The 25,995-nt window shown below is 60.7% G+C and carries 21 protein-coding genes and 2 tRNA genes; 12 read left to right on the plus strand and 11 right to left on the minus strand.

Annotated elements, in window-relative coordinates:
• Nucleotides 1-770 precede the first annotated feature (770 nt).
• Nucleotides 771-1,553, plus strand: a complete 783-nt coding sequence (locus tag AADZ90_RS13615; RefSeq protein WP_367310555.1) for a hypothetical protein — start codon at nt 771-773, stop codon at nt 1,551-1,553.
• A 16-nt stretch (nt 1,554-1,569) separates the two neighbouring features.
• Entirely contained in the window at nt 1,570-2,754 is a 1,185-nt protein-coding gene (locus AADZ90_RS13620) for an MFS transporter (RefSeq protein WP_367310556.1), read from the plus strand.
• A 104-nt stretch (nt 2,755-2,858) separates the two neighbouring features.
• Here AADZ90_RS13620 and AADZ90_RS13625 read toward each other — a convergent pair.
• The 5 genes from AADZ90_RS13625 to AADZ90_RS13645 all read right to left on the minus strand — a co-directional run bounded on the left by AADZ90_RS13625 (nt 2,859) and on the right by AADZ90_RS13645 (nt 7,330).
• Nucleotides 2,859-2,932 (minus strand) — tRNA-Gly (locus AADZ90_RS13625).
• A gap of 38 nt (nt 2,933-2,970) precedes the next feature.
• Nucleotides 2,971-3,801 (minus strand): class I SAM-dependent methyltransferase, encoded by an 831-nt coding sequence (locus AADZ90_RS13630; RefSeq protein WP_367310557.1) that lies wholly within the window; start codon nt 3,799-3,801, stop codon nt 2,971-2,973.
• Nucleotides 3,802-3,879: 78 nt separating this feature from the next.
• A complete protein-coding gene (locus tag AADZ90_RS13635) occupies nt 3,880-4,479 on the minus strand; it encodes a fasciclin domain-containing protein (RefSeq protein WP_367310558.1) in 600 nt (199 codons plus the stop codon).
• Between the two features lie 189 nt (nt 4,480-4,668).
• Entirely contained in the window at nt 4,669-6,660 is a 1,992-nt protein-coding gene (locus tag AADZ90_RS13640; protein WP_367310559.1) for an ASKHA domain-containing protein, read from the minus strand.
• 202 nt (nt 6,661-6,862) lie between these two features.
• Nucleotides 6,863-7,330, minus strand: coding sequence for an Lrp/AsnC family transcriptional regulator (locus AADZ90_RS13645; RefSeq protein ID WP_367310560.1), 468 nt, complete (start codon nt 7,328-7,330; stop codon nt 6,863-6,865).
• Between the two features lie 104 nt (nt 7,331-7,434).
• Between AADZ90_RS13645 and AADZ90_RS13650 the strand changes: the two genes are divergently transcribed.
• From AADZ90_RS13650 to AADZ90_RS13665, 4 genes are all read left to right on the plus strand, one after another.
• A complete protein-coding gene (locus AADZ90_RS13650; protein WP_367310561.1) occupies nt 7,435-7,686 on the plus strand; it encodes a DUF6356 family protein in 252 nt (83 codons plus the stop codon).
• A 73-nt stretch (nt 7,687-7,759) separates the two neighbouring features.
• Nucleotides 7,760-9,208 carry an IMP dehydrogenase gene (gene guaB, locus AADZ90_RS13655; protein ID WP_367310562.1) on the plus strand — a complete coding sequence of 483 codons (1,449 nt, stop codon included), beginning with the start codon at nt 7,760-7,762 and terminating at the stop codon, nt 9,206-9,208.
• Entirely contained in the window at nt 9,209-10,378 is a 1,170-nt protein-coding gene (locus AADZ90_RS13660; protein ID WP_367310563.1) for an RsmB/NOP family class I SAM-dependent RNA methyltransferase, read from the plus strand.
• 147 nt (nt 10,379-10,525) lie between these two features.
• A complete protein-coding gene (locus AADZ90_RS13665) occupies nt 10,526-12,787 on the plus strand; it encodes a hybrid sensor histidine kinase/response regulator (protein WP_411997038.1) in 2,262 nt (753 codons plus the stop codon).
• Here the strand turns inward: AADZ90_RS13665 and AADZ90_RS13670 are convergent.
• Nucleotides 12,784-13,608, minus strand: coding sequence for a gamma-glutamyl kinase (locus AADZ90_RS13670; RefSeq protein WP_367310566.1), 825 nt, complete (start codon nt 13,606-13,608; stop codon nt 12,784-12,786). The genes AADZ90_RS13665 and AADZ90_RS13670 overlap by 4 nt on opposite strands.
• Before the next feature lie 29 nt (nt 13,609-13,637).
• Here AADZ90_RS13670 and recA point away from each other — a divergent pair, with 29 nt between their 5' ends.
• Nucleotides 13,638-14,711: a recombinase RecA gene (recA, locus tag AADZ90_RS13675; protein WP_367310567.1), complete on the plus strand. Its 1,074-nt coding sequence runs from the start codon at nt 13,638-13,640 to the stop codon at nt 14,709-14,711.
• Nucleotides 14,712-14,827: 116 nt separating this feature from the next.
• Here recA and alaE read toward each other — a convergent pair whose 3' ends face one another.
• Nucleotides 14,828-15,397, minus strand: a complete 570-nt coding sequence (alaE, locus tag AADZ90_RS13680) for an L-alanine exporter AlaE (RefSeq protein WP_367310568.1) — start codon at nt 15,395-15,397, stop codon at nt 14,828-14,830.
• Here alaE and alaS point away from each other — a divergent pair.
• Nucleotides 15,338-17,995, plus strand: coding sequence for an alanine--tRNA ligase (gene alaS / locus AADZ90_RS13685; RefSeq protein WP_367310569.1), 2,658 nt, complete (start codon nt 15,338-15,340; stop codon nt 17,993-17,995). The genes alaE and alaS overlap by 60 nt on opposite strands.
• Before the next feature lie 72 nt (nt 17,996-18,067).
• On the opposite strand, the gene typA is transcribed toward alaS, so the two are convergent.
• Together typA and AADZ90_RS13695 are read right to left on the minus strand one after the other, a co-directional pair.
• Nucleotides 18,068-19,885: a translational GTPase TypA gene (gene typA, locus AADZ90_RS13690; protein WP_367310570.1), complete on the minus strand. Its 1,818-nt coding sequence runs from the start codon at nt 19,883-19,885 to the stop codon at nt 18,068-18,070.
• 133 nt (nt 19,886-20,018) lie between these two features.
• Nucleotides 20,019-20,504 carry a Hint domain-containing protein gene (locus AADZ90_RS13695; RefSeq protein WP_367310571.1) on the minus strand — a complete coding sequence of 162 codons (486 nt, stop codon included), beginning with the start codon at nt 20,502-20,504 and terminating at the stop codon, nt 20,019-20,021.
• A gap of 196 nt (nt 20,505-20,700) precedes the next feature.
• Here AADZ90_RS13695 and AADZ90_RS13700 point away from each other — a divergent pair.
• The 4 genes from AADZ90_RS13700 to AADZ90_RS13715 all read left to right on the plus strand — a co-directional run bounded on the left by AADZ90_RS13700 (nt 20,701) and on the right by AADZ90_RS13715 (nt 24,798).
• Nucleotides 20,701-20,785 (plus strand) — tRNA-Leu (locus AADZ90_RS13700).
• Nucleotides 20,786-20,808: 23 nt separating this feature from the next.
• Nucleotides 20,809-22,149, plus strand: coding sequence for a trigger factor (gene tig / locus AADZ90_RS13705; protein ID WP_367310572.1), 1,341 nt, complete (start codon nt 20,809-20,811; stop codon nt 22,147-22,149).
• Nucleotides 22,150-23,017: 868 nt separating this feature from the next.
• On the plus strand, nt 23,018-24,355 hold the full coding sequence (locus AADZ90_RS13710) for a CdiA family toxin C-terminal domain-containing protein (RefSeq protein WP_411997039.1): 1,338 nt from the start codon (nt 23,018-23,020) through the stop codon (nt 24,353-24,355).
• A 23-nt stretch (nt 24,356-24,378) separates the two neighbouring features.
• The gene (locus tag AADZ90_RS13715; protein WP_367310574.1) at nt 24,379-24,798 is read left to right on the plus strand and encodes a hypothetical protein; all 420 of its coding nucleotides are present in this window, start codon (nt 24,379-24,381) and stop codon (nt 24,796-24,798) included.
• Nucleotides 24,799-24,849: 51 nt separating this feature from the next.
• On the opposite strand, the gene AADZ90_RS13720 is transcribed toward AADZ90_RS13715, so the two are convergent.
• The gene (locus tag AADZ90_RS13720; protein WP_367310575.1) at nt 24,850-25,560 is read right to left on the minus strand and encodes a DUF1194 domain-containing protein; all 711 of its coding nucleotides are present in this window, start codon (nt 25,558-25,560) and stop codon (nt 24,850-24,852) included.
• 54 nt (nt 25,561-25,614) lie between these two features.
• Nucleotides 25,615-25,986 (minus strand): hypothetical protein, encoded by a 372-nt coding sequence (locus AADZ90_RS13725; protein ID WP_367310576.1) that lies wholly within the window; start codon nt 25,984-25,986, stop codon nt 25,615-25,617.
• Nucleotides 25,987-25,995 lie beyond the last annotated feature (9 nt).

Below are 25,995 nucleotides of genomic sequence, written 5' to 3' on the forward strand. Positions count from 1 at the left end.
GCACATGGGATCCACCTCCCACCTGGGCCTTCAACGGCATCTCCGATGCGCACGTTCACCGCACCTGGCGGCGGGCGGGACACCAGAACCGATCTGTCAAACAGCTTGGCGAGACTCATCGCAACTCCTTTCGCTCGCCGATAATTCAGGCCAGATTTGACCAAAACGTGAATGTACATAAGCTCTTGCCCCCGAGATGCCGTATTTTCAGCGACTTGGATGCAGGATCGGAGCGGGTACCCGGCTCCATAGGTCGGTCTGGCTTTGGAGGGCCTTGAGAAATGATTTGAAAACAGGCGGTTGGCAATGCCGCGAGGTGACAGGTGAGGTTCTCTCAATTCTAGGGATTTTCCTTCTTATTGTCGCTTTCGCATCAGTACGGCCGGGGTGTGAGTCCGAATGCCTGCATGGGTAGGCAACTCGGACCTATTCTTGCCGGAGTGGCTGGGCGGTGGCCGCACTGCGGGTACTGATCAAGATGTCCGCCCTCCGAGCCAGGTTCATCTTAATGATGAACCTGAACCAGCACGCCCGACAGTGTGCGGCACATATCTCCGACTTTTACCAGATAGGGAGAGAAGCGAGCTGCTTTGCAAAGCGGCCAGATCATACATTCCTTGTTAGAGCCTGCCGATCAGGCAATCCAAATGAGAGACAAGAACAGAAGATCGTCTCGATATCTTGCAGACCACATCAAGAAGCTAACACATCGTTAACCATTTGATGGGAGCCTGCACACCAGACCGGAATAATGGACAAGTGGGATTGAGATGCAGCCAACCAGACTGTTTGAATTGACAACACACCTGTCCGGCATCCTCCGTGATCTCGAAGCGGCGGGAATTCACGTCGAGGTAGGCGATGATTTTGCCAAGTTCCGCGCATACCGAAGTCTGCAGACAGATCGCGGCCCGATCTACCCGATGTTTGATGTCGCGAGTTCGTATATCGATAGTGCCAACGGTTTCTGGATCTGTGGCTTCGATGCAAGTGGTGAGTTGATTCACACTCAGGCAGCACGTCTTCTCGACCTATCTGGCATCTCACTTGCAAGTCACTTGAGTAGCCATCGCCACAAATACATTACCCCCGATACGACGCCCGATCCTGATCTTACATTCTATTCCGGTCCGGAAGCGCTCCAGAAGATCACGGGCAAAGTCTGCTATCAGGGCGAATTTTGGCTCCGTGCCCGCGGTCTTGGCGGTCCGCGTAGCCAGGGCATGACGACCCTTCTGTCGCGCGTCTTGTTCGAGATCATGGTTGGAGCGTGGAATCCGTCTTTCGTATTTGCGCTTGTACCCAAACAACTGGCTGCCAAGGGTGCCCATCTTCGCTACGGTTATTGTCATTGTGAACCCGGCCGCTGGCTGGGCCCGGATCAACAGGTGACCGAAGAAGACTATCTGATCTGGATGGGGGCAAGCGACATAGTCAACATGCTTGCGCGATCGCCGCAGCGCCTTCAACGCGCTGCCAGCGTTTCAGGAGCCCATTCCGCCGCCACTTCAGTTGATGCGAACGGCCTCCTAGACGCAAAGGCGCATGCCTGAGCAGCAAGATTGACAGATGACATCCCATACGCCGGAAGTCGGGAAGCCCGACTCAGTAGTCGTGTCACCGCGCGCAGCGGTTATCGGACCAATCGCGGCAAACATCGCATTCGTGATAGAGATCACGCTGGTTCCGCTGCTGTTGCCAGCGATCCAATTGCAGTTTGGACTGTCGATCGGCGAACTGGCCTGGGTCTTCAACTCCTATGGCATCGCTGTGGCAGTTGGAGTTCTGCTTGGCGGGTGGTGCGGTGACGCCTTCAACACGAAGAAGGTCTTCGGTTATGGGGTCGCCGTCTTCGCCATTGGATCATTTTTGGTGGCTGCCGCGGACAGTTTCGGGACACTCATCATCGGGCGCACGATGCAAGGCTTTGGTGGCGGCATCTTTTCGCCGCTTGTGCCGCTTCTTTTGACGCGGGCCTCACCTCAGAAGCCGGGAAAAGTGTTGATCGTTTGGGGCAGTATTGCCGGTTACGTTGCCGCTTTCGCGCCGCTTTTATACGGCAGTTTTCTTGGTGCGCACGGTTGGAATCTAGCGTTCATTCTCACCGCAACCGTAGCATTAATCGCATTGATGATTCTAAACGGATCGCAAATCACAGATGATCTTGCACCACGTCCCGGCTCGACGACGGGCTACTCAGAGCTGTTTCGAACCAGAGACCTCTGGGTGACATTCGTCTATGTGTTCTGTACTTACGGATCTATCACCTACTATCTGTTTCAGCTCCCGGTTTGGATGTCAGATAACGAAGTCAATTGGGCCAGCACCGGCTTTGCGCTATCAATCCTTTGGCTGACCTTCTCCGCTCTGAGTGCTCTGCTGCGGAACATGGTGGACAGACCCGATATCAGGCCGATCATGTTTTCCGCGCCGCTCCTCATTGCTGCTGGGCTGTGGCTATCATATTATAGTGAGATACTCTTACTTCTTGTCGTGTCATCGGTCCTTGTCGGTTCAGGTCTGGCGTGCAGCAACGCGCCGTCAACGCAATTGATCCTGAGATTTGCACCAAAAGGAATGAGCGCTATCTCAACAAGCTTGGATATCACCTTCGCACGGCTCGGCGGCATTGCCACGGTTGCCTTCCTTGTCGAGACGGATTTTGTGTATGCCGCACTTGCGATAGGCCTCTTGTGTATCGTTGCGGTTTTCTGCGCGCTGAAGGCGAGCAAGGGGCTAGCTGACAGCATATGATAGTCGAACGAACGTTGATGCCCTTCGTGCTTATAGCAGCACTGATCCTCCGTTTTCCTAAACATAACGGCGGACAACTTCACAGGAGAGAGGATCAGCCGGGCTGGAGCGGGTAACGGGAATCGAACCCGTAACTTAAGCTTGGGAAGCTCGCGTGATACCTTTTCACCATACCCGCACAATAGCGCGTCTGATACTGCCCGCCCGCCGACGGCGTCAAGCTGAAACCCTTGCCGTATAGAGGTTTATCCGGGCCGGAATGCGGATGCCGGCGCCGGTCTCATAGTCCCGATACATCTCCTCAAGTCCGGCAAGAACCGCCGCCTGCTGCGCCTGGTTGGCTTCTGCCTGCCGCAGAGCTGCTGCCGCAGGCCCCAGGACGAGGCTGAGCTGCGCGGCGGATTTGGCAGTATCCGACGTCAAATCAACGCCTTCTTCTTTACATCTCACCTCTGCGAGGCCAGCTGCCTCGAGCATGGGGAGGATGCGGGCGGGGTCTTCCCAGGCGAAGGGGCCCGGGGCGGTGCGGTCGGTCTTGGGCTGTGGGCCGAGGACGCTGGCTGCGACTTCGGCTGGGCGCTTGAACCAGGGGTTTCCGGCGGGGTGGGCCCAGGCCGCCATTGTGAGGCGGGCGCCGGGGCGCAGGGCTTTTGCGATATTGGCGAAGGCGGCTGTCGTATCGGAAAAGAACATAACGCCGAAGCGCGAGATCAGTGCGTCACATTCGGGTGGGAGGTCCGCCACCTGCGCGTCTGCCTCAATGATATGGGCCTGTGGAACCTCCTTGAGACGGTCGCGGGCGACGGCGAGCAGGGTCGGAGAGATGTCGATGCCGAAGACGGCGCCGTCTGGTCCCGCAATAGAGGCGGCGGCGAGCACGCTCGCGCCCGTGCCGCAGCCAATGTCGAGAATCCTCGATCCCGCGCTCAATCCGGCGTGCCTGAGGACGAGATCTAGGACCGGCCGCATGATCGCATTCGTCGCGGACTGGTGCGTGGCCCAGTTGGTCTGGCTGGCCCAATAGGCGGCTTGATCTGCGTTGCTCATGGCAGAGCTCTACGGGTTTGTTGCGCATAGAAAAAGGGCCGCCCGAAGGCGACCCTGACTTACAACTCTATCGGGCTCTTACATCTGCGGGATCAGCACGCCGTCGATAACGTGAATCACACCGTTCGAGCTTACGATATCGCCTTCAACGACGCGGATCTCTTCGGCGTCATCACCCAACGAGACGGCCAGACGATCGTTGACACGCTCAATTTGCAGTTGACGATCGTTAATCGTCGGAACAGCAAAGGTCGTCGCATCAATTACATTTAGGCGGCCGTCGAAATCGTCGCCGGCATTGTTCGGCGCGGCGGAGAATAAGGCAATCAGCTCTTCGGACGTGTATGCACCCGGAATGACGTGCGCCTGGAGGATGGTCGCAAGCTGCTCACGATTTTCCGGCTCCAGTAGCGTCTCAACGGTGCCCGCCGGAAGATCGGCAAATGCAGTGTCGAGCGGTGCAAAGATGGTATAGGGACCATCACCCATCAACGCATCTGCAAGACCTGCTGCCTCGACTGCTGCCACGAGGGTCGAGAAATTCTGCACTTTGGCAGCATTTTCGACGATCGTGTCATTCCGGTCGAGGTATTGCTCGTTGATGATTTCAGCATTCGCTGTGGTGGCAAGGCCGAGCATCGTGGCACCCATCAGAGCGGCTTTGGTCATCGTACGCATAGTAAACTCCTTCAGTCTCTTTCTGCTGCCCTCACGGGCGGCTCGCGGTCACAACGAAGTGTGGTGGGGCGATCGTTCCGGGAAATCCGGGAACCGGGTCAGCCTGTCGCAGGGGGTTTTCGGATCATGCGCTGGCCGGCCGCGATACGAAAGAAAGTTGTGGGGTGTCGGGCCGATAGGTCGGGATGTTCAGGCGCGTTTTCGGCGGCGGGGGCGGTCGGCACCTGCCTGGAAGCTCGGTTCGGGCAGGTTTGCGCGGGCGCGCGTGAGCGGGAAGGGATCGGCGCCGTTGGGGATGGCGCTGGCGGCGACGAAGTGTTCCTGGAAGCGCGGCTCGATGGCGGTTTCGATCTTTTCGATCTTGCGGACGAGGGTTTCGATCCGGGGGCGGGCGGTCTTGTCGAGCAGCGCGATCCGGGCGCCGGTGCCTGCGGCATTGCCAGCCGAGGTGACGTTGACGGGGTCTGCGTCGGGGATCATGCCGAGGATGAGCGCGTGATCTGGAGAGATGTGCGCCCCAAAGGCGCCGGCAAGGACGATCCGGTCCACGGCATCCGTCCCGAACTTGTCCATCAGCAGGCGGGCGCCTGCATAGAGCGCGGCCTTGGCCATCTGGATCGCGCGGATATCGGCATTGGTGACGGTGATCTGCGGCTCGCCATCGTGGAGGAGGAAGGCATAGGTGCGCCCGTCGGGGAGGATACGGGTCGAGGCGGTTTGTTCCGGGCTGCCGATGAGGCCCGTGGCATCGACGAGGCCCGCGCGGCGCATCTCGGCGATGACCTCGATGATGCCCGAGCCGCAGATGCCGGTGACGGGGCTGTCGAAGGCGGGGTCGTCGGACCAGAGGTCGGAGCCGATGACCTTGAAGCGGGGGGTCCTGGTCGCGGGATCGATCTCGACCCGTTCGATGGCCCCGGGGGCGGCGCGCTGGCCTGCGGAAATCTGGGCGCCTTCGAAGGCCGGTCCCGTAGGGGAGGAGCAGGCGAGGACGCGACCCTTTTGGCCGAGCATGATTTCGGCATTGGTGCCGACATCGACGATGAGCGTCAGGGCCTCGGCGCGGTCCGGCTCCTCCGAGAGGGCGACGGCGGCGGCGTCGGCACCGACATGACCGGCGATACAAGGCAGGATATAGAGGCCGGCGAACGGTGCCGTGGGGAGGCCAAGGTCACCCGCCTTGAGGTCGAGCGCATCGGCGGTGGCAAGCGCGAAGGGCGCCTGGCCGAGTTCGTAAGGGTCGAGGCCGAGGGCGAGGTGGTGCATCACCGGGTTGCAGACGAGGGTGACGTCGAGGATGGCCTCGGCCGGGATCTGCGCCTCGTCAGCGAGAGCGCGGACGAGATCGGCGAGGCCGTCGCGGACGGCGGCGGTCATCTCGCCCGCGCCGCCTTCGGTCATCATAGCGTAGCTGACGCGGGACATGAGGTCTTCGCCGAAGCGAATCTGTGGGTTCATGAGACCGGAGGAGGCGAGGATTGCGCCGGTGCGGAGATCGCAAAGGTGTCCGGCAATTGTCGTTGAGCCGAGGTCGATGGCAAGGCCCGCTACGGGACCTTCGTAGTAACCCGGCCAGAGTGCGGCGAGGCGTGAGGCGCCTGATGTGTGATGGATCGCGGCGGTGACCTTCCAGTCGCCCTTGCGCAGGGTCGTCTGGAGGTTCTTGAGGATCGCGAGGTCGGTCTGAAGGTTGTCGATCTCCCACTGCGCGGCGAGCGCCGCTTTCAGCCGCTCCAGATCGCCGGAGGGATCGTGCATGTCGGGCTGGGCGACCTCGACATAGGCCAGCCGGATCGCCGGGTCGAGACGGATGTCGCGGTGGGTGGCGGCCTTGCGCACGACCTGCTTGTGGAGCTGGCTTTCGGGCGGGACGTCGAGCAGAACGTCTGATTGGATACGCGCCTGGCAGCCGAGGCGGCGGCCCGGTTTGAGGCCCCGCTTGTCGTCGTAGCGCTGCTCGACGGCGTTGAACGCGGACAGGGCGTCTTCTGCAACGGTGATGCCATGCTTCGGAAAGGCGCCGGTGCCTGGCTGGATCTGGCATTTCGAGCAGATGCCGCGACCGCCGCAAACGCTGTCGAGGTCGACGCCGAGTTGTCGCGCCGCGTCGAGCACGGTCGTGCCGGGGGCAACCCGGCCGCGCTTGCCGGAGGGCGTGAAGATGACGAGGGGGTCGGTCATGGTTGGGCGCCTGTTTCTGCTCGATCATGGAGAGTAGCGGGGGCAGAGCGTGGTTGCGAGCGGCATTTCGTCGTCATCGGGCGACGGCGTGACTTGAGTGTGCTGATGCCTCCGGCGGGAGTATTTTTGGCAAGATGAGGAGCGATGTTTCTCCGGACACGTGCGTTAAGGTTAATGGTTGCTGAGGCTGAAGAGATTGAGATCAGGTATTTGTTGGGAGGGCGGTCGTGTCCTTGATGTCGTCCATGACGAAACTGGCCGAGATGTCGGCGATGGGGACCTTGGCGATCAGGCGTTGGTAGAAGCGATCGTAGCCCTGGACGTCGGGTACACGGACGCGGAGTACGTAGTCGAGATCCCCGCTCATTCGGTGAGCGCCGATGATCTCGGGCATGTCACGGACGGCTTTGGCGAAGGTATCGAGCCATCCAGGTTCGTGCTGGTTGGTGCGGATCAGGACGATGGCGGTCAGGCCGAGGCCGAGGGCTGCGGGATCGACGAGCGCCACGCGGGCCCGGATGATCCCAGCCTCTTCCATCAGGCGTATCCGGCGCCAGCAGGCATTGCGGGAGAGGTGGATGCGGTCCGCCAGCCGGTCCATGCTGATCGTGGCGTCCTTTTGCAGGACATCGAGGATCTTGCGGTCGGTCTGATCAAGGACATGTGACATGGCTTGGGATATCATCCCGTGATTTGCCAAATCAATCCTTCAATTGGGACGCAATTCTTCAGAAGGAGTGGCATTCTTCTCTGAAATCAATCGAGGGAGCGTCCATGCAGGATCAGGATATCACCGGGAAACAGACCAGCATTCTTTCGGCATTCACCGCCCATCCGCAGAAGGTGGGGGAGAGCTACTGGCAGCATTTCGGCTTTGCGATGCGGTTTTCCTTTCGTCTTCTGCGCGCTGCGGCCGCGGCAGCATTGCACGCGTTGATCCCGGCGCTCTGCGAAACCACGGCCAGTCGCGAGGTGCGGGCGCTGAATGATATGCTCCTGAGGCGCAGTCCCGGCACGTCCGACTGAGTTAGCCCTTTTCGCCCCCGGGCAATCGTGAGATAGGGACGCGCCAAACGTCACATCCCGGGGGACGAGCAGGATGGAGATTCGCGAGGCGCTTACCTTTGATGACGTGCTTCTTGTGCCGGCGGCATCGTCGGTGCTGCCGTCGACTGCGGACACCCGCACGCGGGTGACGCGGTCGATCGCGATGAACATCCCGCTTCTGTCATCTGCGATGGATACCGTGACCGAAGCGCGGATGGCGATCGCGATGGCGCAGGCCGGTGGGATGGGGGTGATTCACCGGAATCTGGATGTCGACGCGCAGGCCATGGAGGTTCGGCGCGTCAAGCGGTTTGAGAGCGGGGTGGTATACACGCCTGTGACGCTGACGGCGGATCAGACGCTTGGTGACGCAAAGGTGCTGATGGAGCGGTATCGCATCACCGGCTTTCCAGTGGTGGACGAAAGCAAACGAGTGGTTGGGATCGTGACCAACCGGGATATGCGCTTTGCGGAGGATGATTCGACGCCCGTGCGGGCGATGATGACGTCAGAGAACCTCGCGATGCTGCGAGAACCTGCTGACCTTGATGAGGCGCGCAGCCTGATGCGAGCACGGCGGATCGAGAAACTGTTGGTAGTCGATGGCGAGGGAAAGCTGACAGGCCTTTTGACGCTGAAGGACAGCGAGCAGGCGGTGCTGAACCCGCAGGCCTGCAAGGATGGTTTGGGGCGGCTGCGTGTCGCTGCGGCGACGACCGTTGGTGATGCGGGCCATGCGCGGTCAGAAGCGCTCGTGGATGCAGGTGTCGACATGGTTGTTATCGATACGGCGCATGGGCATTCGGAGGGCGTTGCGCGGGCAGTCGAGCGGGCAAAGCGTCTGTCCAACGAGGTGCAGGTTGTTGCCGGGAACGTGGCGACCGTCGAGGGGGCGAAGGCGCTCATCGATGCTGGCGCGGATGCTGTGAAGGTGGGGATCGGGCCAGGATCGATCTGCACGACTCGCATGGTAGCAGGCGTGGGCGTACCGCAGTTGACTGCGATCATGGATGCGGTGGAGGGTGCCGGCGGTGTACCAGTGATCGCCGATGGGGGGATCAAGTTCTCCGGCGACTTTGCTAAGGCGATCGCGGCTGGGGCCTCTTGTGCCATGGTCGGATCAATGATCGCGGGTACCGATGAGAGTCCCGGTGAAGTCATCCTCTACCAAGGGCGGTCCTTTAAGTCGTATCGCGGGATGGGTTCGCTCGGCGCGATGGCGCGAGGTTCGGCAGACCGATACTTCCAGAAGGATGCGGCGAGCGACAAGCTGGTTCCCGAGGGGATTGAAGGGCAGGTGCCTTATAAGGGATCGGCGGGTGCCGTGATCCACCAGCTTGTGGGCGGGCTGCGGGCCGCCATGGGCTATACCGGCTGCGCGACAGTGGAGGAGATGCGGACGCGGTGTCGGTTCGTGAAGATCACCGGGGCTGGGCTGAAAGAAAGCCATGTACATGATGTGCAGATTACCCGCGAGGCGCCGAACTATCGGGCGATGTAGATGACCCCCGGTGGTCGCGCTGCCGCGGCGATTGAGGTTCTTGATCGCATCTTGGCTGGGGCAGCCGCTGAGCAGGCACTAACGACTTGGGGCCGAAATAGCCGTTATGCCGGTTCAAAGGACCGGGCCGCAGTGCGGGATCTGGTGTTCTCGGCTTTGCGACGCCGACGTTCCGCCGCCGCCATGGGCGGTGCCGAGGACGGCCGTGGGCTCATCCTCGGTCTTTTGAGGCAGAACGGGCAGGAGCCGTCTGGCTTGTTTACCGGAGAGGGATATGCACCTGACCCTTTGTCAGTGGATGAGAAGGCCGCAGACTGGTCAGCCCTTCCACCGCAAGTCAAGGCTGACTTACCCGATTGGGTTTATGCCACTTTTGGCCGGGATTTAGGCGACAATGCCGATCGGGTCGCTGCCGTCTTGCGGGAGAGGGCGCCTGTTCACATCCGTAGCAATCGCCGCCGCATCTCGCGGGAGGCGGTCGCTGCTACGCTGAAGCAAGACGGTATCGAGGCGCGGCCGCTCGTGCTTTCGGATACTGCGCTTGAAATCGGTGAGGGCGCGCGCCGCCTGCGGTCTACCACCCTGTTTGCAGACGGCCAATTTGAGTTGCAGGATGCCGCGTCGCAGGCCCTGAGTGATCGTGTTCCTCTGATGCCTGGCGGGCGATTTCTGGATTATTGTGCTGGGGGTGGAGGCAAAACGCTCGCCATCGCCGCGCGTCTCGATGGAGATTTCTTTGCCCATGATGCAAACCCGCAGCGTCTGCGAGATTTGCCGGAGCGGGCAGAGCGTGCCGGCATTAAGGTGGTGATCCTCGAGAGGCCTGACGGAATCTACGATACAGTCCTTTGCGATGTGCCCTGCTCAGGCAGCGGGGCATGGCGGCGCAGCCCGGAGGCGAAATGGCGGCTGACACCGGATCGTCTGGCGGAGCTGCGGCGCGTTCAGGCGGATATCCTCGATAAGGCCGCCCGGCGGGTGGCTCCCGGAGGTATCCTTGCCTATGCGACCTGCTCTCTCTTTCACGACGAAAATGACATGCAAGTCGATGAGTTTCTGGTCAGGAACCATCGGTTTTCGTTGGTTCAGGCGTTTCGATGGGCTCCCTCGGATGAAGGGGACGGCTTTTACCTCGCTATTTTGACGGGGGCACAACCGGGGATTGATTGAATGGCAGGTTCTGGTAACTTCGGGAAATCGCAGCAAGCCGGCGAGGAAAAGGCAGAACGCAGCGATGCCGGGGGCGGCGGTAGCAGGTTTTCAGTTTTCGTGTCTCATATCTCGCTTTATGCATCCCCTAAATGGACCCGCAGGCTGATGGGACCGTCTGGTCTCTCGCTCCTGTCACTTTCCGGTGGCGTCCTTGTCGCCATTTCAACGTTGTCTGCAGATCAGTGGGTCGCACTGGCGCTTCTTGCGGTTGGGGCGGTCTTTCTCTGCGTTGAAGCTGTTCGGCTGATTGTGCAGCGAAACAATGCAAACGCGGGCCGCGCCGGAGTTGAGGCTGCGCAGGACTTGACCGAGCATGAAGCTGCCGCCTGCTTTCTGGTCACGCCGGAGGGTCAGATTCTGCACCGAAACAAGGTTGCGCGAGAGCAGTTCGCTGGCGATCAGGAGCAGCCCTTTGCGGCGGTCTTGTCTGACATGATCGCCGATCCGGAGGGGGTCATCTATCGCCTTCAAGCCAGGGCAGAGAGCGATGGCGCCGCGCGGGAAGAGGTGGTCACGCGCCGCGATAGCATCGGACTTTCGACTAACCGGACGGAGAACGGGACGTTCCTTTGGCGCATCGATACACTGACAAGTGTCGATGATGCTGGGCGGGGAACTGACACCCGAAGTCTGCCAATGCTCACAGCAACTAGGACAGGCACGATCCTGTTCATGAACGAAGCATTCCGCCGGATCGCCGGTGGGCGGATCAAGACACTTGATGGCATCTTTCGGGATCTCCCCATCCGTTCCGGACAGATCCACCACATCGATGGTGCTGATGGCGTTTTTTCCTGTCTGGTGGCTGAAGTAGCGGCGCAGGGCGGCCGGCGGGAAATCTATCTTCTGCCCGGTGCGATACCTGCATCCGAGCATGAGGCGGAATGGGCCGGGATCGAGGCTTTGCCGGTTCCGTTGCTCAAGATCGCACCAAACGGTGATGTCCTCGCTTCAAACGGAGAGGCGCGGGCGCTTTTGGGGCTGCCGTTGGGCCGTGATGCGCGCCTTTCCGATCTGGTCGAGGGGCTTGGTCGCCCTTTAACAGACTGGCTTCAACAAGCGGTAGAGGGACAGGGGTTGAACCGGCCGGAATTCCTGAGAGCGACGCAGACGACCCGGGAAACTTTTGTCCAAGTGGCGCTCAACCGAATGGAGGAAGATGGACGGACGGTTCTTGTTGCTGTGATGAACGACGTGACAGAGTTGAAGACGCTCGAAGCGCAATTCGTCCAAAGCCAGAAGATGCAGGCCATTGGTCAACTTGCCGGTGGGGTGGCGCATGATTTCAACAATCTTTTGACCGCGATTTCGGGGCATTGCGATCTACTGTTGCTACGTCATGATCAGGGAGATCCGGATTACGGGGATCTGATCCAGATCAATCAGAATGCCAACCGCGCGGCGAGCCTTGTCGGTCAGCTCCTGGCCTTTTCGCGCAAGCAGAACCTGCGGCCGGAAGTGTTGGACCTGCGCGACACGATGTCGGACCTGACCCATCTGCTGAACAGGCTGGTGGGGGAGAAGGTCAGCCTCACCTTTAACCATGATCCGGCGCCGCAACGGATCCGCGCCGATAAGCGCCAGCTTGAGCAGGTGATCATGAACCTGGTGGTCAATGCGCGTGATGCGATGCCGTTCGGAGGTGAAGTTCGGCTCGAGACGGGTACGCTTGTTTTGGAGGAGCCGCTCGCGCGCGACCGGGCCATCCTGCCTGCAGGCGACTACGTTGTCGTGCGTGTGATCGATGAAGGTGTCGGGATCCCCCGCGACAAACTGCAAAAGATCTTCGAACCCTTTTTCACGACCAAGCGCACGGGGGAGGGGACCGGGCTTGGTCTTTCAACGGCCTATGGCATCGTCAAGCAGACGAGCGGCTTTATCTTCGCCGACTCAACGGTCGGAGAGGGAACGACCTTCACCCTATACTTCCCGGTTCACGATGCGATTGCAGAACCCAAACCGGAGTCGCCAGAGCGGACCTTGCCGCCACTTGGCGATTCAGAAAACGGCGTCGTCCTTCTTGTGGAAGACGAAGCACCGGTGAGGGCGTTTGCCTCGCGTGCGCTGCGGTTACGCGGCTATACGGTGCTTGAAGCCGACTGCGCCGAGGCAGCGCTTGAGACGCTTTCGGACTCAGAGCTCCATGTCGATATCTTCGTAACCGATGTCATCATGCCCGGGATGGACGGGCCAAGCTGGGTACGGGAGGCGCTGAAGACGCGGCCCGACACTAAGGTTGTTTTTGTCTCCGGCTATGCGGAAGACGCCTTCGGAGACGACGAGGCGCAGATCCCGAACTCCGTCTTTCTGCCGAAGCCCTTCTCGCTGACCGACCTCACGATGACCGTTCACAGGCAGCTTTTCTAACCCGTGGCTTCCCGTCGGGCGAGTGTTTGCTGCCGGGCAGCGTCCCAAACTTCGTACTCCTCCGCCCGCTCGGCCATAAGTCTTTTCTTCAGAGCTGGATCAAGAGAAAGGTTCATCTTGGGAGAGACATTCTTGACCGGCAGTGTGATGACTTCGCCGATCCGGTCCGAGAAGAACTCAACGAGATCATCGAGATCCTCGTAGGGGAAAAGATAGGTGACCCCAATCACGCCGTCATTGTCGCGCAGAAACTTCGATTGTGATCCGACCCGCGCAAAGGGCTTTGGCTTCTCTTCCAGGTATTGAGCGACGAAGTCGTCAAAGCTGATGTCGCGGGTACTGTTCCGCTCTCCCGCTATCGCCTCCCGGTGGCGATAGCGATACCAGCTACCGAGCCAGTCCGAGGGTTCCCTCACCACGGCGACCGTTTCCATCTCCTTCCCGCCGGCGCGTTGATAGAAAGGGTGCAGGAACCGCCTGTAGCGATAATACGGGACATGCTTGATCTCTGGCGGCTGGGTGACGATCGCTGTGGCATATTTGCGCAGACCGCCAAGGAGAGCGGTTGTTGCCGTTTTCGGCATGGCGAGTAAGACCAGCCCCTGGTTCCAAAATACGAGCATCCGCGGCAGCCTATTCCTTCCGATTTGCCTGCCAGTATCGCGGCGGAGGGTAAAAAACGCCAGTCGACCCGCTGGCAGTAACCCCCTGTTAATGCAGAACGTGAAATCTGGCTTTGCGTTGAATTTTCTTGAAATGTTCTGGGTTCGGCCGCATAAGCGGAAGAACAAGAGCAGAACAAACGTGCGATTGCCGCCCAAGCGGCCGCGTGAAATAAGGGATACAGGACATGGCAACGGCGGACCTCCTCCAAATGAGCGACAAGCGGTCGGGTGACAAGCAGAAGGCGCTGGATTCGGCGCTCGCACAGATCGAGCGGCAATTCGGCAAGGGCTCGATCATGAAGCTCGGCGGCGACAATGCGCTGCGCGATATCGAAGCGACGTCAACCGGGTCGCTGGGGCTCGACATTGCGCTCGGGATCGGTGGTCTGCCGAAAGGCCGGATCATCGAGATCTACGGACCCGAATCGTCAGGGAAGACGACTTTGACGCTCCATTGCGTGGCCGAAGAGCAGAAGAAGGGTGGTGTTTGCGCTTTCGTCGATGCCGAGCATGCGCTCGATCCGCAATACGCGCGCAAGCTGGGCGTCGATTTGGATGAGCTTCTGATTTCGCAGCCAGATACCGGCGAACAGGCGCTAGAGATCACAGATACGCTGGTGCGGTCGGGCGCAGTCAGCATGGTCGTCGTGGACTCCGTCGCCGCGCTGACGCCCAAAAGCGAGCTGGAAGGTGACATGGGCGATTCATCCGTCGGTGTTCATGCCCGCCTGATGAGCCAGGCGATGCGCAAGCTGACCGGGTCGATCGCACGGTCGAATTGCATGGTGATTTTCATCAACCAGATCCGGATGAAGATCGGTGTCATGTTCGGCAGCCCCGAAACCACGACGGGCGGTAATGCGCTGAAGTTCTACTCCTCTGTCCGGCTCGACATCCGTCGGATCGGCGCGCTGAAGGACCGTGACGAGGTCGTCGGTAACGCGACTCGGGTCAAGGTCGTCAAGAACAAGGTCGCGCCGCCGTTCAAGCAGGTCGAGTTCGACATCATGTATGGCGAAGGGATCTCCAAGACCGGCGAGCTTTTGGATCTCGGTGTGAAAGCTGGGATCGTCGAGAAATCGGGCGCCTGGTTCTCCTATGGGGATGAGCGGATCGGGCAGGGGCGCGAAAACGCCAAGGTATTCCTCAAGGAAAACCGTGATATGGCGCTGGAAATCGAAGACAAAATCCGTGCAGCGCATGGGCTCGATTTCGACATGGCCCAGAGCGAGGATGACGACGCCCTTCTAGAAAGTTGACGGAACACAGACGGCCAACTGCACAAACACCCCGTGTTCTTTGACGAGAGGGCAGAGAATACATCAGGAGGAGGGCGGCTGAAGAGCCGCCCTTTTCTCATTCTAGACCGCCTCAACTAGTCGCCGAGGGACATCGGCTTTTGACCGCCAGGCGGCAGACCGAAGAGACTGCGGATCCAGTCGAGAAATACCCCATAAGGCCGTCCAAGCGCCAACATGATCAATGCGGCCCCAAGCGTGCCGCGCAGGATCTCGGCGCCATCCGCACCGCTGGCGACAATGATCGCAGTGTAAATCGGGGTCTGGAAGACGAGTAGCGCGGTACTGTCCCAAAATAGGCGGGCTGTTGGTGTCAAAGGAGCAGTCCGGATCAGCACCCAATCACGCCAGAAGCCATAGGGCCGCGCAGTCAGCACCATAAGCGGCGCACCAATCAGGCGGCTGCGCAGCACTTCGTCCCAGTCCATTCCGGCAATGAAGCGTTCATTAAGGATGCCCGTCGCCGTGAAGAAGATCACAAGGGCCGTCGTATCGGCCACAAAGCTCTTCCAACGGTTCTCCATCTCGGCTTTACCCCGCCCGGCACGGCACCTATTTTGGCGCAACTCTGACAGCGGAACCCTTTGATGACCAGTCTCGCCGATATCCGTTCGACCTTTCTCGACTACTTCGAGAGCCAGGATCATGAGGTCGTGGCATCTTCGCCGCTCGTGCCACGGAACGATCCGACGCTCATGTTCGCCAATTCGGGGATGGTGCAGTTCAAGAACCTCTTCACCGGAGCCGAGACGCGGGATTACACCCGCGCGACGACGTCGCAAAAATGCGTGCGGGCGGGCGGCAAGCACAACGACCTAGACAACGTTGGGTATACCGCACGCCACCTTACGTTTTTCGAGATGCTCGGGAACTTTTCCTTCGGTGACTATTTCAAGGAGGCGGCGATCCCGTTTGCCTGGGAGGTCTTGACGAAAGAACTGGAGATCCCGGCGGAGAAGCTGCTCGTCACTGTTTATCACACAGATGATGAGGCCGCGGATATCTGGAAGAAGGTGGCCGGGCTGCCTGATGACCGGATCATCCAGATCTCGACAGATGACAACTTCTGGATGATGGGCCCGACGGGCCCTTGTGGACCATCATCGGAGATCTTCTACGACCATGGCGATCAGATCTGGGGTGGCCCGCCGGGTAGCCCGGAAGAAGATGGCGACCGTTTTATTGAGATCTGGAACCTCGTCTTCATGCAGTACGAGCAGTTCGAAGACGGCACCCGGACAGAGTTGCCGAACCAGTCGATCGACACCGGCATGGGTCTCGAGCGGATCGCGTCGCTCTTGCAGGGAACGAACAACGTCTTTGAAACCGACCTGATGAAGGCTCTGGTCGAGGCGAGCGCGCACGCTTCTAACACAGGCATCGGCGAAGATCACATCGTGCATCACCGGGTGATCGCCGATCATCTGCGGTCGACCTCTTTCCTGATCGCTGAGGGGGTGATGCCGTCGAACGAAGGCCGTGGCTACGTCCTGCGGCGGATCATGCGGCGGGCGATGCGGCACGCCCATCTACTGGGCGCAAAGGAACCACTGATGCATCGGCTGGTCCCGGAACTCGTCCGCCAGATGGGGGCAGCCTATCCGGAATTGCCGCAGGGCCAAGCGGCGATTGAAGAAACTTTGCTGGCCGAAGAAACCCGGTTCAGAAAGACGCTTGAACGGGGTCTGGGCCTTCTCGAGGACGAGCTTGAGGCGCTGCCGGGGGATGCGTCCGTGCCAGGCGAGGTGGCATTCAAGCTCTATGATACATACGGCTTTCCACTCGACCTCACCCAGGACGCGCTGCGGGAACAGGGGCGCGAGGTGGATATCGTGGGGTTCGATGCCGCGATGGAAGCGCAACGCGCGCAGGCCCGCGCGGCTTGGGCAGGGTCAGGTGAGATGGCGGATGAGAGCGTCTGGTTCGACATCCTCGACGAGGTCGGACCAACCGACTTTCTCGGCTACGCGACCTTGAGTGCTGAGGGCGTGGTCCAGGCGATTGTCAAAAATGGCGTGCGTATCGAGCAAGCTGCTGAAGGCGAGCGGGTCGGGATCGTGGTCAATCAGACGCCGTTCTATGGGGAGGCAGGTGGTCAGGTCGGCGATGCGGGATTAATGGTCAGCGGCCAAGGTATCTCGGTTGCCATCGACGATGTGCAGCGCCGGCAGGGTCTTTTTGTGCATTACGGCGCGGCTGGCGGGCCCGTCGCGGTGGGGGATGCGGTGACCCTGACAGTGGATGGTCTCCGTCGGCAGGAAATCATGGCGAACCATTCCGCAACCCACCTTCTGAATGAAGCGCTTCGCCAGCAATTGGGTGACCATGTGATCCAGCGTGGCTCGCTCAACGCACCGGACAGGCTGCGTTTTGATTTCTCGCATGCCAAAGCTTTGACGCCTGACGAATACGCCGCGATCGAGGGTGAGGTGAACGCGATGATCCGGCAGGATGCTCCGGTCGAGACGCGGTTGATGACGCCAGATGATGCACGCGCGCTTGGAGCGCAGGCGCTTTTCGGGGAGAAGTACGGGGACGAAGTACGCGTCGTTTCGATGGGACAGCAGGCCGGTTCGGGCAAGGGCACGGATGGAGAGACCTATTCGATCGAGCTTTGCGGTGGGACACATGTGAAACGGACCGGCGAGATCGGCGTTTTCGCTCTTGTCTCGGAGGGCGCCTCGGCAGCAGGCATCCGACGGATCGAGGCTGTGACGGGCGCGGAGGCGTTGGGGCATCTGCGCGGGCGCGACAAGAGGCTGAGCGAGATCGAAGCTGCATTGAAGATAGGCGAGGACGAGGTCGTCTCCCGCATCAAGGCGCTTCTCAACGAACGTAAGTCGTTGGCCGCTGAGGTCGCCCAACTCCGCCGCCAACTGGCCGTATCCAGCGGACCGGCGGAAGAGGCCGCACCGCGGCATGTCGCCGGCGTTCCCTTTCGGGCGCAGGTCATGGAAGGTGTGACTGGCAAGGATCTGCCGGCGCTTATCGATGATTTCAAGGCGCAGATGGGGACCGGCGTCGTCCTTCTGATTGCCGATTCTGAGGGGAAGGCGGCCGTTGCAGCCGGTGTCACGGCAGATCTGACAACTCGGATCTCGGCGGTCGATCTTGTGCGCGCGGCGGTCGAGAAACTCGGCGGCAGAGGCGGGGGCGGCCGGCCAGATCTTGCGCAGGGGGGCGGGCGGGACGTGACCGCTGCCTCCGCCGCCATCGAAGCGGCCGAGGCTGTGATCGCTGGTTGAAGGTCTGCTCGGCGCTTCCATTCGGGCGCTTCTCGCTTGAGCGAGAACGTCCGGGAGGACGGATGAGCGGCCCTAGCTTGCGGCCCTTGCTGCCCGCTTTCGCTCATGGGGATCAAGGTGGCGCTTGCGCAGGCGGATTGCGTTTGGCGTGACCTCGACGAGCTCGTCGTCGTCGATATAGGCGATCGCCTCCTCAAGGCTCATCCGCACCGGCGGGGTCAGCGTGACGGCATCATCCTTGCCCGACGCGCGGACATTGGTCAGCTTCTTGCCCTTGAGCGGATTCACCTCGAGATCGTTGTCGCGGCTGTGTTCACCGATGATCATGCCTTGGTAGACGGCCTCCTGCGCGCCGATGAAGAAGCGGCCGCGATCTTCCAGGTTGAAGATCGCATAGGCCACCGAAGTACCTGTCTCCATCGAGATCAAGACGCCCGCGCGGCGACCCGGGATCGGGCCTTTGTGGGGCGCCCAGTCGTGAAAGACACGGTTGAGCACGCCGGTCCCGCGCGTATCCGTTAGAAACTCGCCGTGATAGCCGATGAGGCCGCGCGATGGGATGTGGGCGATGATTCGCGTCTTGCCGCCTTGCTGTTTCATCTCGGCGAGATCCCCCTTCCGGGGACCGGTCAGTTTTTCAATCACGGCGCCGGAATACTCGTCATCGACGTCGATCGTGACTTCCTCGACGGGTTCCAGTCGCTGGCCATCTTCTTCCCGGAAGAGGACCTGAGGTCGTGAAATCGAAAGCTCAAACCCCTCGCGGCGCATGTTTTCGATGAGGACGCCCATCTGCAGTTCGCCCCGGCCCGCGACCTCGAATGCTTCGCCACCGGGCGTGTCGGTCACGCGGATTGCGACATTGGACTCCGCCTCTTTCATCAGGCGATCCCGGATCACCCGGGACTGCACCTTCTTGCCGTCGCGCCCGGCTAGCGGGCTGTCGTTGATGCCGAAGGTGACGGAGATCGTGGGCGGATCGATGGGTTGCGCAGGAAGAGGAACGTCGATCGCCGGGTCGCAAAGCGTGTCCGCGACGGTGGCCTTTGCCATTCCAGCGATACTTACGATATCGCCCGCTTGCGCCACCTCGATCGGCTGCTGTGACAGACCACGGAATGCGAGGATCTTGGTAACGCGGAACTGCTCGATTTTCTCTCCGGTGCGGGAGAGGGATTTGAGCGTATCGCCTGCCTTGAGGGATCCGCTTTCGATGCGGCCGGTCAGAAGACGACCGATAAAGGGATCCGCGGCGAGGGTCGTTGCGAGCATTCGGAAGGGCTCACCAGCCTGAGCCGCTTGCCGCGGGGCAGGGACGTGAGAGACGATGAGGTCGAAGAGCGCGGAGAGATCCTTGCGTGGTCCGTCGAGCGTGTCGTCCGCCCAGCCAGAGCGGCCTGAGGCGTAAAGGGTTGGAAAGTCGAGCTGTTCATCCGTTGCGTCGAGAGCTGCGAAGAGGTCGAAAACCTCGTCCAGGGCGCGATCGGGCTCCGCATCGGGCTTGTCGACCTTGTTGAGGACCACGATCGGGCGCAGGCCGAGGGCGAGCGCCTTGGATGTCACGAACTTGGTCTGCGGCATCGGGCCTTCGGCGGCGTCCACGAGGAGGACCACGCCGTCGACCATTGAGAGGATGCGTTCAACCTCACCGCCGAAATCGGCGTGGCCGGGGGTGTCGACGATGTTGATCCGAGTGCCGTTCCATTCGACTGAGGTCGCCTTGGCGAGAATGGTGATGCCGCGCTCGCGCTCGAGGTCGTTGGAATCCATGGCGCGTTCGGCGACGGCCTGGTTTTCACGGAAGGCGCCGGACTGCTTGAGCAGCTCGTCGACCAGGGTCGTCTTGCCGTGGTCGACATGGGCGATGATCGCAATATTGCGGAGATCCATGGGGGCCTTGCTGTAGCTGGGAATGCGTTGCGGGGCTCCTAACGTGCTGCGACGCAGAAAGCCAGTGTTTCGCTGGGTCGAAATGAAAAACGGCCGGGAAGGCCCGGCCGTCGAAACTCATAGGGGCAAGGTCTCAGGCGGCGGGCGCCAGAACCTCGAGCCCGTCGGCATAGATGACCTCGTCCCGCTCGAACCGCAGGCTGAACATGCGCCAGCGGACGGGGGAGAGCTTGCGGATGTGCTCACCATCAGCCAGCCGGTCGGCGCGCACGGTCAGTTCCGTCTCGCCAAAGAGGGCCTTGGCGCGCCAGTCGCGCAGGTTGATCTCAACATCGCCGGCCAGAAGGATGTCGCCCTCGGGCCGGTTCTTGCCCAGCGCGTCAGCGCAGACGGCAAGGGGGGCGCGGATGATTTCCGTCACCGTGATCTCCACCAGCTTGACCATGCCGCTATTGCGGCTGATCACGCGGTCGCCGGGCTGGAGATATTCGACGGGAAGCGCCCCGTCGGCGGTAAGAACGATGGCGCCTTCAAGGAGGCCGTTTTCCTCCTGCGCCGGTGCTTCATCGCCCCAGTGGGGCTTGAAGCTGCTGTCCAGCCTGTCCGTATTCGGATTCATGGCATGTTTCCTACTTCTGCTGCCTCGTAGGCCAAGCATTGGCGGCAGATTGAGTCAGGAATAGGGCCGAGATTGAGTCGGAATTGGGGTGCCTTCCAGCCGATTTTACATGGATTTTACGCTCGCATCCCCTTTTTTCCTTTGCTAGACACCGCGCAATTCCGGGTCGGCCCCCAGGGGACGGCCCTAGCGACATGCGGATGTGGCGGAATTGGTAGACGCACCAGATTTAGGTTCTGGCGCCGCGAGGCGTGGGGGTTCGAGTCCCTTCATCCGCACCAGATAAAGACGAAAAGGAACCGAAATGCAGGTCACAGAGACCCTCAACGATGGCCTCAAGCGCGGCTATGCCATCACCGTGACGGCCGACGAGCTGGAGGCCAAGGTCACGGAAAAGCTGACCGAGGCGCAGCCGACGATCGAGATGAAGGGCTTTCGCAAGGGCAAGGTGCCGCTGGCGCTGCTAAAAAAGCAGTTCGGCGACCGGCTGATGGGCGAGGCGATGCAGGAGAGCATCGACGGTGCCATGTCCAAGCATTTCGAGGAAACCGGCGACCGGCCCGCGATGCAGCCGGACGTCAAAATGACCAATGAAGACTGGAAGGTAGGCGACGATGTTGAGGTCGCCTTGTCCTATGAGGCGCTGCCAGATGTGCCGGAGATTGACTTCAGCGACATCAAGCTGGAGCGGATGGTCGTGAAGGCGGATGACGCCTCGGTCGACGAAGCACTGCAGAACCTGGCGGAGACGGCGCAGAGCTTTGAATCCCGGAAGAAGGGGTCGAAGGCGAAGGAGGGTGATCAGGTCGTCATCGACTTCGTCGGCAAGATCGATGGGGAGGCGTTCGAGGGCGGTGCGGCGGAGGATTATCCGCTGGTGTTGGGGTCGAACTCTTTCATTCCGGGCTTCGAAGATCAACTCGTGGGCGTGAAAGTCGGCGAGGAGAAGGCGGTCGAGCTGAGCTTTCCGGAGGATTATCAGGCCCCGGATCTGGCCGGGAAGTCCGCTGTTTTCGACGTCACGGTCAAGGACGTGAAGGCGCCCCAAGCCGCTGAAATAAATGACGAATTGGCCAAGCAGTTTGGCGCCGAGGACCTCGCCGCGCTGAAGGCGCAGGTCGTTGAGCGGCTGGAGGCGGAGTATACCGGGGCGGCGCGGGCGGTGGCCAAGCGGAAGCTGCTGGATGTGCTGGACGGGAAGGTGGCGTTCGATCTGCCGCCGTCGCTGGTGCAGGCCGAGGCGGATCAGATCGCGCACCAGCTGTGGCACGAGGAAAACCCGGACGTCGAGGGGCATGATCATGAGAAAGTCGAGCCGACGGACGAGCATATGAAGCTGGCCGAGCGGCGGGTGAAGCTGGGGCTGTTCCTTGCCGATGTGGGCCAGAAGGCGAAGGTCGAGGTATCGGATGCCGAGATGAGCCAGGCGGTGATGGCGCAGGCGCGCCAGTATCCGGGGCAGGAGCGGCAGTTCTTTGAGTTCATTCAGAAAAATCCCCAGATGCAGCAGCAGCTTCGGGCGCCCATCTTTGAGGACAAGGTCGTCGATCATATCTTCGACACGGCCAAGGTGACCGAGAAGGAGGTTACCAAGGACGAGCTGCAGAAGGCCGTGGAGGAGCTCGAGGCGGAAGACGACGTCTGAGCCGCCACGTCGCGACATACCGAAAGGGCCGTCCCGTTGGGGCGGCCTTTTTCTTTGCGCTGCCACAGGTGTGAAGAGATCGTGAGGGGTCGGGACGGGGTCCATTTGGCGGGCAGCGGAGCCCGAGCGAGAATCGACCCGGTTTTGCGGGTTAATTCAGGAAAACGGCCACGCGGCATCCGGTCGGCATTGCGTCGGCATCACGTCGGAGGGGAGGGCCGGATTTCGCGTGGTTAAGACAGGGTACGATGGCCTTTGAGCGCAACAGCTTCGGACTGTTTTCGTTGCAGATCCAGTATTCTCACTTTCGAACGATTGCATCTTAAATGAAGACACTTCCCGGCTTTGTAGAGCGGGATGCCGCACTTGATGCCATCGAATCCGTTCAACCTTGGCTTGCTGAAGGTCCCGAACAAGAGTCAGTTTGGCCGCGGATTTGCGGATAGAATTGATTTGCGGATTTTCAGATGCTGCGCCTCTCAGACGTCGAAGCTTTCGCCGGGGAATTACCTGGCTGGTACATCAGCCTTCTTCAGGAACGCGAGATGGAGTGCGGTCCCTGTCAGGAAAACTGGATCGAAGTTGAACTGACAGACTTTGCCGGACGCCCCTTCGGGGAAGAGATTCTGATGATGCTTGCGCGCGAGAATACGAACACCCGGTCAACGGTGCCTATACGACGCTGCCCGCGTCGGGCCGCTCTGGGCGGATTCCGATCCCTTACATTCCAGCCCCGTTCCTCGCAGAGGATGAGACAGACACCATCGTTGAGGTTGGGTTCGGGATCGACCATTTCAGCCGCTACTACCGTGATGACGAAGCATTGGTAGAAGACGATGCCGAGGTCCTCTATCTAAGCGACACGCCGGTGACCTATGACGGGCCGCTGGCATTGTCGGGCAGCCCTGCCGAAGTTGGACGTCAGGCGCATGCGCTGTTCGCGGATGTCAGCAATCGCGGGCTGCACCGCCGATCCGGGACGACGCGTATCGCGGCGCTTGAGATGTTTGCGGAAATCGATCTGGCCACCCGCGCGGCGCTTGGGGTCTTTGCTGATCTTTCGCTGACCGCCCGGAACGAGGCGGAAGGGCAGCTGATGCTGGCCTATCAGAAGCGACCGGCCGACGCGCATCTACGGCCCACGGCAACACCTGCGGAGGTCTACGGCGACATATGGAACGAGGTTGAACAGACGTTCAATAACGCGGCGTCAGGTGACGGACCGGTACAGTTCGTGGGACCGGATGGTGCGATTTATGACGATGCCGACGGGATGCTGGGCCGATACGCCGATCAGAATCCGATGGAAGATGCGGCGGTTGTGCTGGAGACAATCGATCTGTGGATGGCCCGTGTTGCGGCGGATCTGGCAGCAGAGAAACCATCGTGGACGGCGGAGTTCAAAGCGCGGTTTGGCGACTGGACCGACGCTCTGATCGCCGAGATAGAGGGGCTGTTCTCGGCAACGGCAGCGGTGTTGCGGGGCGGGTCCTTTGCCGGGGTCGGCGATCTGGAAGCTATTGCAGTGCTACAGGGGCCGAGCAGTGTGCCAAAGGGGGCGAAGGGCGGACTGGGGAAGGGGAGCCAGAATAAGGACAGCGCGACGGTCCGGGATACCCGGCACAAACTGGAACAGCGGTCAGGCGCTGTGGCGGCGACGCAGCTGAATGCCAAGTTCATTGGCAAGGCGCGGACGGTGTTGAAACTGATGGGAGCGCGGGTTCGGTTTGATTTTGAGCATATAAGGACGCGGCCCACCAAGACGGACAACCAAGGTCGAACGATCTATCCAAGAAAGAACGGAATTTCTGGTAGTCATGACCGAGCGGAGATGCTCCGTCAAATTGAGTACGAGGGTGGTCGGATCACCAAAGAAGAGTCTCATCCAACGATGCGAGGAGTTTCTCGGATATATTACGAGATTGGTGTTCTGAAGCCTCAAACCGATCATCACGGACCGAACAGGCAGTTTGTTCCCGGTCAGTACAAGTCAGGTTTCGAACCGAAGACCGTTTACGACAGCTCAGTGATATCGCATCAGGACATGGCCCGTATGGGGCGCCAGGCATTCAGGAACTCTCTGATACGACACACTGGAACCCCGCCAAAGAAGTGGCAAGGTCGAGCGGCCAACGGAATCGAGTTTGAGGGACGGTGGAATGCAGACAATCGCATCGTCAATACGTTCTATGTGGCGCCTTGGTAGGTAAGTTGAAGATGGGTAACCATATGAGCCTTGAGAAAGAACTAATAGATTCTGGAGTTGATAGTAGTGCTACTTCGATCTTCCTGGAGTTCATTGAGCACAAGCATCAACTGGAGAGCCTTGACAAGAAGATTGAGAAGATAATTGAGAATGGGAGGTGGTTTGGTACTGAAAACTATGTCGCAATCCATTCTCCGACGAGTTTCTGCGAAGATGAGGCGGAGCCCGCCGAGGCGTTCGATTCATTTGAGCTCTTCGATTATCCGGACTCGTATCGAATTACTTTTGGGAAATTCAAGGAAGCGATGCGAGCAACAGCGCGTTACTACCTTACCCTACATCCAAGTGAACGAGCGCCTGTATTGAAGTCGCTCGGTAGATTGGAGGGCTACGTAGATGATTTGGATCGAGCTCATCAACGCTGGAAAGCGAGGAAGGTTTGAAGAGTTGTCCGACGCGCCGTGCAGTTTGCTCATACTGCACTTGCGGGTCGGTCAGGGAGTTGAGCGGGCAATCCGGGTCTCTTCCGGTTGGGTGCCGGAGATTTCGAGGATGAGCTTGCGCTTGATCGCGTCGGCCAGGTCGGCCTCGCTTTCGGCGGTGACGACGAAGGCGCCGGGGCCGCCGATGATCCGCTCCTCGTAGATCGCGCCGAGATCCGGATAGCGGGCGGGGGTGTCGCAGAAGCGGCAGAGGATCGGCAGGGCATTGATGGTGATGCCGGCGGCGATCACCTCTTCCCGGGCGGTGGCGATGGGCGGACCGGAGAAGCTGTTGGGGCTGTCGCCGGAGAAGTCGATGACCTTGCGCCAGCCGTCGATCTCGTTCCGTTCGATCAGGCGCTTGGCGTCGAGAAGGGCGCCGCCGATCGCGTTGCGCCCCGCGGCCTGGCGCGGCGGGCCGGGAAGGGCGGCGGCGAAGGCGGCTGCGGATTCTGCATCGTCGATGATGGTCCAGTCGACGACGGTAGCGGTGTTGGCCGCCCATTCCACGTAGGTGAGCGCGATGGAGCCGTAGGCTGTGCCTTCGATCGCCGCGATCACCTCGGGATCCCTCAGGGCAGCGGCGTAGCCGTCGCGCTGGAAGGCGATCTCGGCCTCGGTGATGGAGCCGGAGGCGTCGGCCAGCAGAACAAGCTCGAGATCCACATCCTGGGCGGCGGCGGGGCCTGCCAGGGCGGCGAGGCAGAGAAGGGCTGTGCGCATGGGGTGGGAGGTAGGCGCGCGGGGCGGTTTGTCATGGACGTTTCGAAGGTCGCCTCAGGCCTCGGTCCGTTTGCGCTGGAAAAGGGCGAGGCAGAGGATCGCGTCGGTCAGCGCCAGGGCGACGGTCGGCCCCGTGCCGATGCCGATGGCGGCATCGTTGTCGCGGGTCGATCCCTCACGCAGGGAGCACCGCCAGTGCCCATCGGGTTCGCGCGCCTTGCCGCGAAGCGAGATCGTCCAGCCGGGCAGGCAGGCATCCACCATATGGATCGCGTCCTCGGTCGTGTCCGTGGAATCCTCCGGGGGGATTGGGGCCTGCGGGTAAACGCTTTGGAGCGCGGTGGTGACTTCGACCAGCAGGGCGTGGTCGAGCACGGACGCGGTTTGAACCTTGGCGCGGAGCGTTTCAAGCAGGTCTGCGGGCATGAGGCACCT

Origin of the sequence: Aestuariibius violaceus, from assembly GCF_040779325.2 — a bacterium.
Taxonomy (GTDB): Bacteria; Pseudomonadota; Alphaproteobacteria; order Rhodobacterales; family Rhodobacteraceae; genus Aestuariibius; species Aestuariibius violaceus.